The following is a 12,788-nucleotide window of genomic DNA, read 5'->3' as shown; positions in this document are numbered from 1 at the left end:
GCTCCAGCGGCCTCCGACGGGAGGAGCGCCGACGAGAAATCTGTCCGGCCGAGCAGTCCGGTCACGATGATATGCCGGCTAGATTAAGTCAATCAACGTACGGAAGAGCGGCGCCGTCGGCCGAACCCTGCAAAGATGACAAAAAACGAAAGGATTGTCAGCAGGATCCATCCGCCCCACGCCGAGTAGGCGGTCGGCGAACCCGCCCGTGGAAGCGGGGCGTCCACAACCGCAGGCTCGCCGAGCGTCGAGCGCCGGACCACGCGCCCGAACGGGTCGACGACGGCCGAAACTCCCGTATTCGCGGCCCTTATGAGCGGCAGCCCTTCCTCGACCGCCCGCACGCGCGCCTGGTGGAAATGCTGCCACGGCCCGACGGTGCGGCCGAACCAGGCGTCGTTCGTGACGTTCAGCAGGAAGCCGGGGCGAGGACCGTCAGGCAGGACGGCGCCGGGGAAGATGATCTCGTAGCAGATCAGCGGAGCAAACGGCGGGGCGGACGGAAGCAGCATGGAGCGGCGGAAGCGGCCGGCCTCGAAGCCGCCGGGAAGCCTGGTCAGCTGCTCGATCCCAAGGCCCTCGAGCAGGCGCTGCATCGGCAGGTACTCCCCGAAAGGGACGAGGTGGACCTTGTCGTAGGCATCCGCGATGACGCCCCGGTCGTCGATCACGTAGATGCTGTTGAAGACCCGCCTTGCCTCTCCCGTATCGTCCACCCGAGCGGCACCGGTCACGAGGGTCGCGCCTGCCGGCAGGAGGTCGCCGATCTGCGCGAGCACAGACGGCTCCCGGGTCAGCACGAAGGGGAACGCGGATTCCGGCCAGACCAGCAGCGTGTCCTGCGACAGAGCGTCCCCGCTCCGGGACAGCTCGAGATAGGCGTCCATGACCGAGAGCCGGTTCTCGGGCCGCCACTTCTGTGCCTGGTCGATGGCCGGCTGCACGATCCGGACCTGCACGTCCGGGACGGCGCCGGGCTCGCCATTCGCCAGCCGCACCAGCCCGAACAGCGCGAGACCGCCGACCGCGAGGACGCCGAAAGCGGGCAGGACGAGATGCCGGCGCGCTCCCGCGGCGGGCGCCATCGCGGCGGGCGCCGCGAAGATGGCGACGGCGAGGACGTTCAGGGCCGGAACGCCGAAAAGCGCGGCCGATTGCATCATCGGCTCGCCCGCGGTGAGCGCGTAGCCGATCGCGTTCCATGGAAAGCCGGTGAAGAGCGTCGCCCTCAGCCACTCCGAGACACCGAGACCCGCGGCAAGCGCGAAGATGCGCGCGGGCGAGTCCGACCAGGCCAGCCGCGCGAGCACGGCGCCGACGCCCCAGAACAGCGCGAGCCCCGCCGGCAGCGCCACCACCGCGAACGGCATCATCCAGCCGAACACGTCGGCCTCCACCAGGAACGCGGCGCCGATCCACCACAGGCCTGCGAGGAAATAGCCGAACCCGAACCACCATCCCGCCGCGAACGCCGGCAAATAGCGGCGCGTGAAGCCCACCCTGGCCGGCACGGCGCCGTCCAGAAGCCAGACCAGAATGGGCAGGGTGAGCCATAGGACGGGAAAGATGAAGAAGGGCGGCTGGGCGAGCGCAGAAGCCGCGCCGGCGCCGAAAGCCGCCAGGCGCCTGCGCCAGCCCCAAGACAGCACGACCCAGTCCGCCAGCCGATCCATCAGCGCCGTCGATTCGCTGCCGCCCAGCCCTTGCTGACGGACTCGATGGGCAAGATCAAGCGGCGTCGGCGTCACTTCGGCGGCCGGTGACGACGGTTTCCCTCACCTCACCCGCCTCGCGTGCGACCTTCTGCCGTGCCCGCGGCACGATCTTGCGGCGTTCCCGGATCCGGATCCGCTTGATGCGCCGGGGATCGGCGTCGAGGATCTCGAACTCGTAGCCCTCGACCGCGTGAACGATCTCGCCGCGCACAGGAATGCGACCCGTTGCGGCGAAGACGAGCCCGCCCACGGTCTCGACGTCCTCGTGGTCGGGGCCGGGACGGAAGCCGGCGCCGATCACCGCCCGGGCGTCCTCGATCGAGGTGCGGGCGTCGGCCACGAAAACCCCTTCCGCGACCTTCACGACCGTCGGCTCTTCGTCGAGGTCGTACTCGTCCTCGATCTCGCCGACGATGATCTCGACGATGTCCTCGATCGAGACCAGGCCATCGGTGCCGCCGTACTCGTCGATGACGAGCGCGATCTGCGTCCGGCTCGCCTGCATCCGCTCCAGCAGCAACCGCGCCGGCATGGAGGGCGGCACGAAGAGGAGCGGCCGGACGAGGCCGGCGCCGGTGAGGCTCGCGTTGAGGTCGACGGCCGTGAGGTCGCCGACGTCCGGAGGCTCGCCGTCGCTCCCCTTGCCGGAGCCGAAGGCGGTGTCGGTGATCCAGGCCATCACATCCTTGATGTGGACCATGCCGACCGGATCGTCGAGCGTCTCCCGGTAGACGGGCATGCGGCTGTGGCCGGCGCCGCGGAATGCGCGCAGCGCGCGCCAGACCGACCACTCGGCGTCCAGCGCCTCGATGTCGGCGCGCGGGACCATGACGTCGTCGACGCGCATGTCGCCGAGCCGCAGGATCGCGCGCAGCATCGCGCGCTCCTCGGGCGAGAAGCTCGCGCCGCTCGCCTCGTCCTCCGCAATCACGTCCTCGATCTCGCTGCGCGCGGAACCGTTGCCGCGCCGGAACAGCCCGCGGAGGGCCGACCTCAGCCGGTCGGGCAAAGGATCATGGGCGCCGGCGTCGGAAACGGCGCCGGCCGCGTCGGGACTTCGATAGGGGTCGTCGGTCATCTCTCAGAGGAGGCCATGTAGGGATCGGGTATTCCCAGCCGGGCTAGCGCGATCCGCTCGAGCGCTTCCATCCGCTCCGCTTCGTCGTCGTCCTCGTGATCGTGGCCGAGGAGGTGGAGAATACCGTGCACGATCAGGTGCGAAATATGGTGCTCGAGCGGCTTTCGTGCAAGCGCCGCTTCGCGCCTGACCGTCTCTGCGGCCAGGACGACGTCGCCGAGGAGCGGACCGCCACCCTGCGGGAACGAGAGCACGTTGGTCGGCGTGGGCTTGCCGCGCCAGCGCCCGTTCAGCACCTGGATGGCGGCATCGTCGGTGAAGAGAAGGCTCAGCTCGGCGCCTTCCGGCACCGGTTCACCGGCTGCGGCGAGGGCGGCGCCGGCGGCCTTCGCGGCGAGCGTTTCGAGGGCACCGGCCTCCGGCCAGTCGCCCGCTTCGACGGCGACGTCCAGCGCGACGCCCGGTTGCCCGTCGGGATCCATCTAGTCGGTCCGCCGCCCCGACGCGGGCGGCTGGCGCTCGTAGGCGGCCACGATGCGCTGCACGAGGGCATGACGGACGACATCCTCGCCCTTGAAGCGCGTCACGGCGATCCCCTCGACACCCTCCAGGAGCGCGGTCGCCTCGACGAGGCCGGAGACCTCGCCCGGCCTGAGGTCGATCTGCGTCGGGTCACCGGTGACGATCATCTTGGAGCCTTCGCCGAGGCGGGTGAGGAACATCTTCATCTGCATGGAGGTCGCATTCTGCGCCTCGTCGAGGATGATCGCGGCATGGGCGAGCGTGCGGCCGCGCATGAAGGCGAGCGGCGCGATCTCGATCGCCCCCGACTGGAGGCCGCGCTCCACGCGCTCCGACGCCATCATGTCGTAGAGCGCGTCGTAGAGCGGCCGCAGATAGGGATCGACCTTCTCCTTCATGTCGCCGGGCAGGAACCCCAGCCGCTCGCCGGCCTCGACCGCCGGCCGCGACAGGATGATCCGGTCGACCTCCCCGCGCTCAAGCATCGCGGCGGCGAAGGCGACGGCGAGATAGGTCTTGCCGGTGCCGGCCGGCCCCGTGCCGAAGACGAGCTCGCAGCGATCCATCGCCCGGATGTAGGCATCCTGGGTGAAGGTGCGCGCGGAGACCGACTTCTTCCGGGTCGAGATGCGGGCGAGGCGCATCCTGCTCGATTCGTCGAGGGTCGGGAGCGAGAGCTGGGCCTCCGCGATCTCCGCCATGCGGAGTGCGCCCTCGACGTCGCCCTTGGCGAGTTCGTGCCCTTCCAGCAGCCGGTCGTAGAGCGACTCCAGGACGCGGCGGGCCTGGCCGACGGCGCCGGCGCTGCCGGAAAGCGTGACCATGTTGCCGCGCGCCCGCGCATCCACGCCGAGCCGCTTCTCCACCAGCGCGAGGTTCTGGTCGAATTCGCCGTACAGGGCGCTGGCGAGGCGGTTGTTCTCGAAGACGAGGTCGATCCGCTGGTTCGCAGGTCCGGCGGCGGTTGCGCCGGTGCTGCCGCGCGGTGGCATCAGGCGGTGGCCCTCATCGGTTCCCGATTCTCCTCGAACGCCCCGAACAGGCTGTTCGATCCGATCTCCACGATCCGGACGGGGACGATCGTACCGATCATCTCCGCCGGTGCATCCACCTGCACGGCCTGCAGCCAGGGCGAGCGCCCGATGATCTGACCGGGGCGGCGGCCGGGCTTCTCCAGAAGGACGTCCACGACGCGGCCGCGCATGGTGCCGTTGAATGCCTTCTGCTGGCGCTCGAGCAGGGCCTGCAGCCGGGTCAGCCGCTCGCTCTTCACCGCCTCGGGCACATGGGCCGCGGCCTCCGCGGCGGGCGTTCCCGGGCGCGGGCTGTACTTGAAGGAATAGGCCTGGGCGTAACCGACCGCCTCGACCAGTCTCAGCGTGTCCTCGAAGTCGTCGTCCGTCTCACCCGGAAAGCCGACGATGAAGTCGCCCGACAGAGCGAGGTCGGGCCGCGCCGCCCGCAGCCGGTCGATGATCCGGAAGTAGTCGTCGCGCCGGTGACGCCGGTTCATGGCCTTCAGGATCCGGTCGGACCCCGACTGGACCGGCAGGTGCAGGTAGGGCATCAGTGCCGGCAGGTCCCGGTGCGCCGCGATCAGGTCGTCGCCCATGTCGCGGGGATGGCTCGTCGTGTAGCGCAGCCGCTCCAAACCCGGAACGTCCGAAAGACGCTCCAGCAGGCGGGCGAGCGACCACCTGCCCCCCGGCGCCTCGCCGGAATAGGCGTTGACGTTCTGGCCGAGCAGCGTGATCTCGCGGACGCCCTGGGCGGCGAGGCGCTCCGCCTCCTCCACGATGCGCCCGGCGGGCCGGGAGACCTCCGCCCCGCGCGTGTAGGGCACCACGCAGAAGGTGCAGAACTTGTCGCAGCCCTCCTGGACGGTGAGGAAGGCGGTCACGCTCCGGCTCGTGCGGGCGGAGCCGACCGGGGGCATGTGGTCGAACTTGTTCTCGGCCGGGAACTCGGTCTCCACCGCGTGGCCGTCGCGCGCGGCGCGCTGCAGGATCGCCGGCAGGCGGTGATAGCTCTGCGGCCCGACGACGACGTCCACGGCCGGCGCGCGCGCGACGATCTCCTCGCCCTCGGCCTGCGCCACGCAGCCAGCGACGGCGATCTTCATCTCGCGGCCGGCGGCGCGTGCCGCATTCTTCATCTGGCGGATGCGGCCGAGCTCGGAATAGACCTTCTCGGCGGCCTTCTCGCGGATGTGGCAGGTGTTCAGCAGCACGAGGTCGGCGCCCTCCGCCGTCTCGGTGACCTCATAGCCGTCGCGCGCCAGGACGTCCGCCATACGACCGGAATCGTACACGTTCATCTGGCAGCCATAGGTCTTGATGAAGACTGTCTTTGCCTCGGCCATCGAGGACGGCGCCGCATTCCCTGGGAGAACCTCTTCCCCGGTCTAAAGGAATCGTGCGTCGGCCGCTAGAGGCGCTTTTCGTCGCCGTCTTCCGCCGCCGGTCGAGATCACCGCGCTCGACCGAAATCGCGGGCTTTCCAGCGGATGGCGCTTTGACACGTCCACAATTGAATGCAGAATTCCGGAACCGGCCATTCAAGGTTGCCGGACAGCAAGACCATCAAGGGAGGAGATCGCATGTCCATCAGCAGGCGTTTCGGACTGGTGCTCGGAGCCGCGGCGGCTCTGGCGCTCGCGCCGATCGTGATGTCGCCGGCCTCGGCGCAGACGAAGGACATCACGGTCGTCCTCCCTAACCCCTCGGCCCTCAACGTATGGCCGATGCACGTCGCCATCGGCGAGGGCTACATGGAGGAAGAAGGCCTCAACCTCACCGTTCAGGCCGTAGACGGATCGTCCCAGGTGCTGCAGGCCATGGCTGCCGGCCAGGCGCAGATCGGCCTGCCCGGGCCTGCCCCGCTGCTCGCAGCACGCGCCCGCGGCGAGGACGTCGTCTTCATCTACAACCTCAATCCGAAGAGCATCTTCGGCATCGTGGTCCGCGAGGAATCCGAATACCAGCAGCCGGCGGATCTCAAGGGCAAGACGATCGGCGTCGGCACGGCCGACGGCGCCGAGGTCGGGTTCGCGCGCGCCATCCTCACCGACGCCGGGCTGAAGGAAGGCGACGACTACACCTTCCTGCCGGTCGGCGACGGCGGCACCGCGGCGGCGGCCTTCGAGCGCGGCGACGTCGACGCCTATGCCGCGGCGACGAGCGACGCGGCGATCATGACCACCCGCGGCCTGAAGCTGCGCGAGATCACGCCGGACGCGTTCAAGGGCTTCTTCGGCAACGGCTACGCCGTTCTCCGCTCCTACATGGAGGAGAACCGGGACGTGGTGGAGGGCTTCGGCCGCGCCCTGGTGCGCGGGACGAAGTTCGGCATGGACCCCGCCAACCGCGAGAAGGTGCTGGAGCATGCCAAGACCGGCAATCCGCAGGAAGGCGAGGACACCGCGCTCGCCAACGCACTCTTCGACCAGCTGCTCGTGAAGATGGACATCGGCGACCAGGCCGAAGGCTACGGCTACCAGCCGCAGGAGAACTGGGAGAACTGGCAGGAGACGCTGATCGCCTCCGGCGACCTGAAGGAGCAGCAGGACCTCGGCCAGGCCTTCACGAACGAATTCGTCGAGACCTGGAACAAGGACGGCCAGTGATGGCGACCGCTGCAGCGCGTCCTGCAGCACAGCCGGCCGGCCCTGGAGGTCGGCCGGTCTACGAGTTGCGGGGCGTGAGCAAGTCGTTCCCGCGCCGCAACGTCCGCGCGCTCGACCGGGTCGACCTCGTCCTGCGCGAAGGCAGCTTCTCGTCCATCATCGGACCGAGTGGCTGCGGAAAGTCGACGTTGCTGAAGATCATGGCGGGCGTGCAGCCGCCGTCGGAAGGCAGCGTGATCCTGGAGGGCGCCCCGGTGACCGGCCCTCGCCGGGACATCGGCATGATGTTCCAGCAGGCGACCCTCTTCCCTTGGCGGACCACGATCGAGAACGTCGTCCTGCCCATCGAGATCCGGGACGGCAGGTCCGCGGCGCGGGCCAAGCACGGCGCCGCGCGCGAGCTGCTGGAGCTGGTCGGGCTGAAGGGCTTCGAGCAGGTCTACCCGAACGAGCTCTCCGGCGGCATGGCACAACGCGCGGCGATCTGCCGGATGCTCGTCACCGAGCCCGCCGTCCTTCTCCTCGACGAGCCGTTCAGCGCACTCGACGAGCTGTCGCGCGACTTCATGAACATGGAGCTGCAGCGCATCTGCCTGGAGCGGAACGCGACGGCCTTCCTCGTCACCCATTCCATCCCGGAGGCGGTCATCCTTTCCGACCTCGTCTACGTGATGTCGCCGCGGCCCGGCCGCTTCATCGATGCCGTGGAGGTCGACCTGCCCCGCCCGCGCACGCTCCACATGATGACGGAGCCGAAATTCGGCGAGCTCGTCGACCGCATCCGCGAGCAGCTCGGCCAGGGAGGCGTGCTGTGACGGACGCCGCCGCCGCGCACGAGGAGCAGATCTACGAGGACACCGTCTGGGCCGACGAGGAATCCTGGGTCGACCGGATCCCGCGCTCCGTCGCGATGGCCGCCATATTCATCGCGTTCGTCGGCATCTGGCAGGCCGTCTACTCGTTCGGCCTCGTCTCCCGCATCATCCTGCCCTCGCCCTGGGAGACCGCGGTCGAGATCTATGCCGTCGGCGCCAACATGCTGAGCGGCGGCTATCTCCTCTCCGCCTTCTGGGTGACGACGCAGGAGGTGCTGATCGGATTCCTCATCGCCGTCGCGATCGGCTTCAGCCTCGGCGTGCTGGTCGGCGAAACCAGGCTCGGGGAGCGCGCGGTTCTGCCCTACCTCGTCGCGATCGACACGATGCCTAAGGTGGCGTTCGCGCCGATCTTCATCTCCTGGCTCGGCTTCGGCATCTCGTCGAAGGTTGCGCTCGCCGCCTTCATCGCCACCTTCCCCGTCGTCGTCGGCACGGCGGCCGGGCTCCATGCGGCGGACGAGAACGCGCGCATGCTGTTCAAGACGATGGGCGCGAGCCGGCTGCAGACGCTCATCAAGCTCAAGATCCCGACCGGACTGCCGCACCTCTTCACGGGCTTGAAGATCGCGGCGATCGGCGTCGTCGCCGGCGCGATCACCGCGGAATTCGTGGGCGGCGGCCAGGGCTTCGGCCACCTCATCCGCACCGCGTCCTCGCAGCTCAGCACACCGCGCGTCTTCGCCCTGATCATCTACCTGTCGCTGCTCGGGCTCGCGACCTTCTGGAGCGTGGTCTGGATCCAGCGCCGCTTCGTGTTCTGGCACAAGGATGGGACCAGGGCGGGCATGCCCGGCGAGTAGCCGGGCCCGCGGCCCTGCCATCGACGCCCTTGCCCGTGCGGCTTTGCCATGCGCGGCCCGCGGGGATTGACCTGCCTCAAGGAGGGCCGCGCCGGAGCCTGCGACAAGGCCTTCACACACGGCTGCGAGGAACCGACCGATGACACCCGAATTCGTTCTGCCCCTGAAGGAAGCGAGCTCCGCCGACGTCGGCCGCGTGGGCGGCAAGAACGCCTCGCTCGGCGAGATGATCGGGACGCTTTCCGCCGGCGGCATCCGCGTGCCGGACGGATTCGCGACGACGGCCGACGCCTACCGTACCTATGTCGCGGAGAACGGCATCGAGGGGCGCATGCGCGCCGCCCTCGACGACTTCCGCAGCGGGAGCCGGACGCTCCAGGAGACGGGCGCCGCGATCCGGCGGCTCTTCCTCGACGGCGCCTTTCCGGAGCCGATCGCCGCCGCCATCAGGCAGGCATATGCCGAGCTCTGCCGCGACAGCGGCCGCGACGCCGTCGCGGTGGCGGTGCGGTCGAGCGCGACGGCCGAGGACCTGCCGGAAGCGAGCTTCGCCGGCCAGCAGGAGACGTTCCTGAACGTCCACGGCGAGGGCGAGGTGCTCGACGCCTGCCGCCGCTGCTACGCCTCCCTCTTCACGGACCGCGCGATCAGCTATCGCGAGACGCGCGGCTTCGACCACATGCAGGTCGCGCTGTCGGTCGGCGTCCAGGTCATGGTGCGCTCCGACCTCGCCGGCTCGGGCGTCATGTTCTCGATCGACACGGAGACCGGCTTTCCCGGCGCAGTCGTGATCAGCGCGGCCTGGGGCCTCGGCGAGACCGTCGTCCAGGGAACCGTCAATCCCGACAAGTACGTCGTCTTCAAGCCGCTCCTGGAGCGGCCCGGGCTCACGCCCATCATCGAGAAGGCGCTCGGCGACAAGGCCAACAAGATGGTCTACGCGCAGGGCGGCGGCGGGCGCACCAAGCTCGTCCGCACCCCCGGCGCCGAGCGGCGCGCCTTCGTGCTCTCCGACGCGGAGATACTCCAGCTCGCCCGCTGGGCGGTGACGATCGAGCGCCATTACGGCCGCCCGATGGACATGGAATGGGCGAAGGACGGCGAGACGGGCGAGCTCGCTATCGTGCAGGCGCGCCCCGAGACGGTCCAGGCGCTGAAGCATGCCGACGCGATCAAGGCCTACCGCCTCAAGGACAAGGGCAAGGTGCTCGTCACGGGGGCGGCGGTTGGCGAGGCGATCGCGGCCGGCGACGTCTGCGTCATCCGCGACGTGGCGGAGATCCAGCGGTTCCGGCCGGGCGCGATCCTGGTGACCGAGGCGACGGATCCCGACTGGGTCCCGATCATGAAGTCGGCGTCGGGAATCATCACCGACCAGGGCGGCACGACGAGCCATGCCGCCATCGTCTCGCGCGAGCTTGGCGTGCCGGCGATCGTCGGCACGCGCACGGGCACTTCGGTGCTCGCCGACGGGCAGGCGATCACGCTCTCCTGCGCGGAGGGCGACGAGGGCTACGTCTACGAGGGCGCGCTCGCCTTCGAGGAGATCGAGATCGATCTGAAGGACCTGCCGCCGACGCGCACGCAGATGATGCTGAACATCGCGAGCCCGGCGGCAGCCTTCCGCTGGTGGCGGCTCCCGGCCGCCGGCATCGGCCTCGCGCGCATGGAATTCATCATCAACAACGTCATCAAGATCCACCCGATGGCGCTCGTCCATTTCGACGCGGTCACGGACGAGGCCGCGCGCCGGCAGATCGCGGATGTCACGCGGGGCTACGCGGACAAGACCGCCTATTTCGTCGACACGCTCGCCCGGGGCATCGCGAAGATCGCGGCGCCGTCCTATCCGCACCCGGTGATCGTGCGGATGAGCGACTTCAAGAGCAACGAATACGCCCATCTCGTCGGCGGGGCGGGTTTCGAGCCGCAGGAGGAGAACCCGATGATCGGGCTCCGCGGCGCGTCGCGCTACTACAGCCCGCGCTACCGCGAGGGCTTCGCGCTGGAATGCCGGGCGATCCGCAAGGTGCGCGAGGAGATCGGCCTCGACAACCTGATCGTGATGGTGCCGTTCTGCCGGACCCCGAAGGAGGCCGACCAGGTGCTCGCCGTCATGGCCGAGAACGGGCTGAGGCGCGGCGAGAACGGCCTGGAGGTCTACGTCATGTGCGAGATCCCGTCGAACGTGGTGCTCGCGGAGGAATTCGCCGCCCGCTTCGACGGCTTCTCGATCGGCTCGAACGACCTCACGCAGCTCCTCCTCGGCGTCGACCGCGATTCCGCCGAGCTCGCCGCCCTCTTCGACGAGCGCGACGAGGCCGTGAAGCGGACGATCGCCGACGTCATCCGCCGCGCGCGGGCCGCCGGCACCAAGATCGGCATCTGCGGACAGGCACCGAGCGACCACCCCGACTTCGCCGCCTTCCTGGTCGAGCAGGGCATCGACTCCATCTCGCTCAACCCCGACAGCTTCGTCGGCACGGTCCGCACCGTCGCCGACATGGAGGAACGGCTGTCGGCGCCGAAGCAGAGCGCGCGGGCGTAAGCCCGCGGCTTGCCGGCAGGAATTGCGCACGCGCCCCGGCTGCCTTCCGATCGGCGCCTGCCGGCTTCCGGCATCCGCGCCGATCCGCTAGGTTCCCGCCCGAGCGGGGGACGCGTGAAGCAGTACCAGACGATCATCCAGGTCATCGGAGCGCTGCTCGCCGTCCTCGGGGCGACGATGCTCCTGCCCGCGCTCATCGACTTCCAGGACGCCAATCCCGAATGGCGCGTCTTCGCGCTCTCCGCGGCGGTGACGGCGGGGACGGGCCTCCTCCTCTTCCTCAGCACGCGGACGGTGGAGCGCTCCACGCTGCGCCTGAAGCAGGCGTTCCTGCTCACCGCGGCGGTCTGGACCGTGATCCCGGTCTTCGGCGCGATCCCGTTCCTCGGGCTCGGCATCGGCTATGCCGACGCCTTCTTCGAATCGGCCTCCGGCTTCACCACGACGGGCGGCACGGTGCTGGTGGGGCTCGACGAGCTTCCCCGCGGCGTCCTCCTCTGGCGGGCGGTCCTGCAATGGATCGGCGGCGTCGGCATCATCGTCTTCGCGATGGTGCTCCTGCCCTTCCTCGGCGTCGGCGGGATGCAGCTCTTCCGCGCCGAGAGCTCGGACCGTTCGGAGAAGGTGCTCGCGCGCTCTTCCGACATCGTGGCGTGGATCATCGCGATCTACTGCATCCTGACCGGCCTGTGCACCTTCGCCTATGCCGGGACCGCGATGACCTTCTTCGACGCGCTCGCCCATGCCATGACGACGGTGGCGACCGGCGGCTTCTCGACCCACGACGCCTCGTTCGGGCACTTCCGGAGCGCCGCGGTGGAGTGGATCGCGATCGGGTTCATGATCATCGGCGCGCTCCCGATGGTGGTCCTGATCGCCGCCGCCCGCGGCGAGGTGAGGCGCTTCGTCCGGGAACCGCAGGTCCTGTGGTTCCTGACCTTCCTGCTGGCGACCTCCTTCCTCACCGGCGTCTGGCTCTCGCTCATGCGGGGGATCGAGTTCGCGGAGGCGTTCCGTCTGGTCGCCTTCAACGTCGTCTCGGTCGTGACGACGACCGGCTACGCCACCGTCGACTACACGCTGTGGGGGCCGTTCGCGGTCATCCTCTTCTTCGTCCTGACCTTCATCGGCGGCTGCACGGGCTCGACCTCCGGCGGGATCAAGGTCTACCGCTTCATCATCCTCGTCCAGGTGATCAAGCGGCAGTTCCGCATGCTCGCCAATCCCTCCCGCCTGGAGACCCTCAAATACGGCGGCACCCGCATTCCCGACGACGTCCCGCCCTCGGTGCTCGCCTTCCTGACGCTTTACGTCGCCTCCATTGCGGTGGTGGCGCTGATCCTCGCTCTGCTCGGGCTGGACTTCCTGACGGCGCTCTCCTCGGCCGCAACGGCGATCTCGAATGTCGGCCCGGGCCTCGGGGAAATCGTGGGACCGGCCGGCAACTTCTCGACCCTGCCCGATACGGCGAAGGTCGTGATGGGCCTCGCCATGATCCTGGGTCGCCTGGAACTCTTCACCATCCTGATCCTGCTCGATCCCGGCTTCTGGCGCTGGTGAGGGGACGGGCGGGCGCGAGAGTGACCAGTTCGCATCGTAGAACGAGTCCGTTGCCCTAGGTT

The 12,788-nt window shown here is 69.1% G+C and carries 10 protein-coding genes; 5 read left to right on the top strand and 5 right to left on the bottom strand.

All coding sequences use genetic code 11. The features are described 5' to 3' along the window. Positions 1–92: 92 nt before the first annotated feature. From lnt to miaB, 5 genes are read right to left on the bottom strand one after another with little or no spacing between them, the layout of a single operon-like run. Positions 93–1,673 (bottom strand): apolipoprotein N-acyltransferase, encoded by a 1,581-nt coding sequence (gene lnt, locus ACUN0C_RS12565; RefSeq protein WP_445466720.1) that lies wholly within the window; start codon positions 1,671–1,673, stop codon positions 93–95. Between the two features lie 55 nt (positions 1,674–1,728). Further along, the gene (locus ACUN0C_RS12560) at positions 1,729–2,793 is read right to left on the bottom strand and encodes a hemolysin family protein (protein WP_445466719.1); all 1,065 of its coding nucleotides are present in this window, start codon (positions 2,791–2,793) and stop codon (positions 1,729–1,731) included. Further along, positions 2,790–3,275: an rRNA maturation RNase YbeY gene (gene ybeY, locus ACUN0C_RS12555; protein ID WP_445466718.1), complete on the bottom strand. Its 486-nt coding sequence runs from the start codon at positions 3,273–3,275 to the stop codon at positions 2,790–2,792. The genes ACUN0C_RS12560 and ybeY overlap by 4 nt, the downstream gene beginning before the upstream one ends. Beyond that, positions 3,276–4,307, bottom strand: coding sequence for a PhoH family protein (locus ACUN0C_RS12550; protein ID WP_445466717.1), 1,032 nt, complete (start codon positions 4,305–4,307; stop codon positions 3,276–3,278). Then, complete coding sequence (gene miaB, locus ACUN0C_RS12545) at positions 4,307–5,677, bottom strand: tRNA (N6-isopentenyl adenosine(37)-C2)-methylthiotransferase MiaB (RefSeq protein ID WP_445466716.1); 1,371 nt, start codon at positions 5,675–5,677, stop codon at positions 4,307–4,309. The genes ACUN0C_RS12550 and miaB overlap by 1 nt, the downstream gene beginning before the upstream one ends. Positions 5,678–5,914: 237 nt before the next feature. On the opposite strand from miaB, the gene ACUN0C_RS12540 reads away from it, so the two are divergent. From ACUN0C_RS12540 to ACUN0C_RS12520, 5 genes are all read left to right on the top strand, one after another. Next, a complete protein-coding gene (locus ACUN0C_RS12540) occupies positions 5,915–6,940 on the top strand; it encodes an ABC transporter substrate-binding protein (RefSeq protein ID WP_445466715.1) in 1,026 nt (341 codons plus the stop codon). Next, positions 6,940–7,755, top strand: a complete 816-nt coding sequence (locus tag ACUN0C_RS12535) for an ABC transporter ATP-binding protein (protein WP_445466714.1) — start codon at positions 6,940–6,942, stop codon at positions 7,753–7,755. The genes ACUN0C_RS12540 and ACUN0C_RS12535 overlap by 1 nt, the downstream gene beginning before the upstream one ends. Then, positions 7,752–8,618: an ABC transporter permease gene (locus ACUN0C_RS12530; RefSeq protein ID WP_445466713.1), complete on the top strand. Its 867-nt coding sequence runs from the start codon at positions 7,752–7,754 to the stop codon at positions 8,616–8,618. Before ACUN0C_RS12535 ends, ACUN0C_RS12530 begins: the two co-directional genes overlap by 4 nt. A 139-nt stretch (positions 8,619–8,757) precedes the next feature. Continuing rightward, entirely contained in the window at positions 8,758–11,166 is a 2,409-nt protein-coding gene (gene ppsA / locus ACUN0C_RS12525; RefSeq protein ID WP_445466712.1) for a phosphoenolpyruvate synthase, read from the top strand. Positions 11,167–11,280: 114 nt separating this feature from the next. Further along, complete coding sequence (locus ACUN0C_RS12520; protein ID WP_445466711.1) at positions 11,281–12,726, top strand: TrkH family potassium uptake protein; 1,446 nt, start codon at positions 11,281–11,283, stop codon at positions 12,724–12,726. The last annotated feature ends 62 nt before the right edge of the window (positions 12,727–12,788 follow it).

The organism is Faunimonas sp. B44 (genome assembly GCF_052655945.1).
The sequence above is the reverse complement of the archived record's forward strand: the minus strand, read 5'-3'. Positions and strand labels throughout refer to the sequence as shown.

Excerpts from the sequence above, each read along its gene's own strand:
- ACUN0C_RS12560 (WP_445466719.1), bottom strand. The coding sequence starts at position 2,793 with ATGACCGACGACCCCTATCGAAGTCCCGACGCGGCCGGCGCCGTTTCC.
- miaB (WP_445466716.1), bottom strand. The coding sequence starts at position 5,677 with ATGGCCGAGGCAAAGACAGTCTTCATCAAGACCTATGGCTGCCAGATG.
- ACUN0C_RS12535 (WP_445466714.1), top strand. The coding sequence starts at position 6,940 with ATGGCGACCGCTGCAGCGCGTCCTGCAGCACAGCCGGCCGGCCCTGGA.
- ybeY (WP_445466718.1), bottom strand. The coding sequence starts at position 3,275 with ATGGATCCCGACGGGCAACCGGGCGTCGCGCTGGACGTCGCCGTCGAA.
- ACUN0C_RS12550 (WP_445466717.1), bottom strand. The coding sequence starts at position 4,307 with ATGCCACCGCGCGGCAGCACCGGCGCAACCGCCGCCGGACCTGCGAAC.
- lnt (WP_445466720.1), bottom strand. The coding sequence starts at position 1,673 with ATGGATCGGCTGGCGGACTGGGTCGTGCTGTCTTGGGGCTGGCGCAGG.
- ACUN0C_RS12540 (WP_445466715.1), top strand. The coding sequence starts at position 5,915 with ATGTCCATCAGCAGGCGTTTCGGACTGGTGCTCGGAGCCGCGGCGGCT.
- ppsA (WP_445466712.1), top strand. The coding sequence starts at position 8,758 with ATGACACCCGAATTCGTTCTGCCCCTGAAGGAAGCGAGCTCCGCCGAC.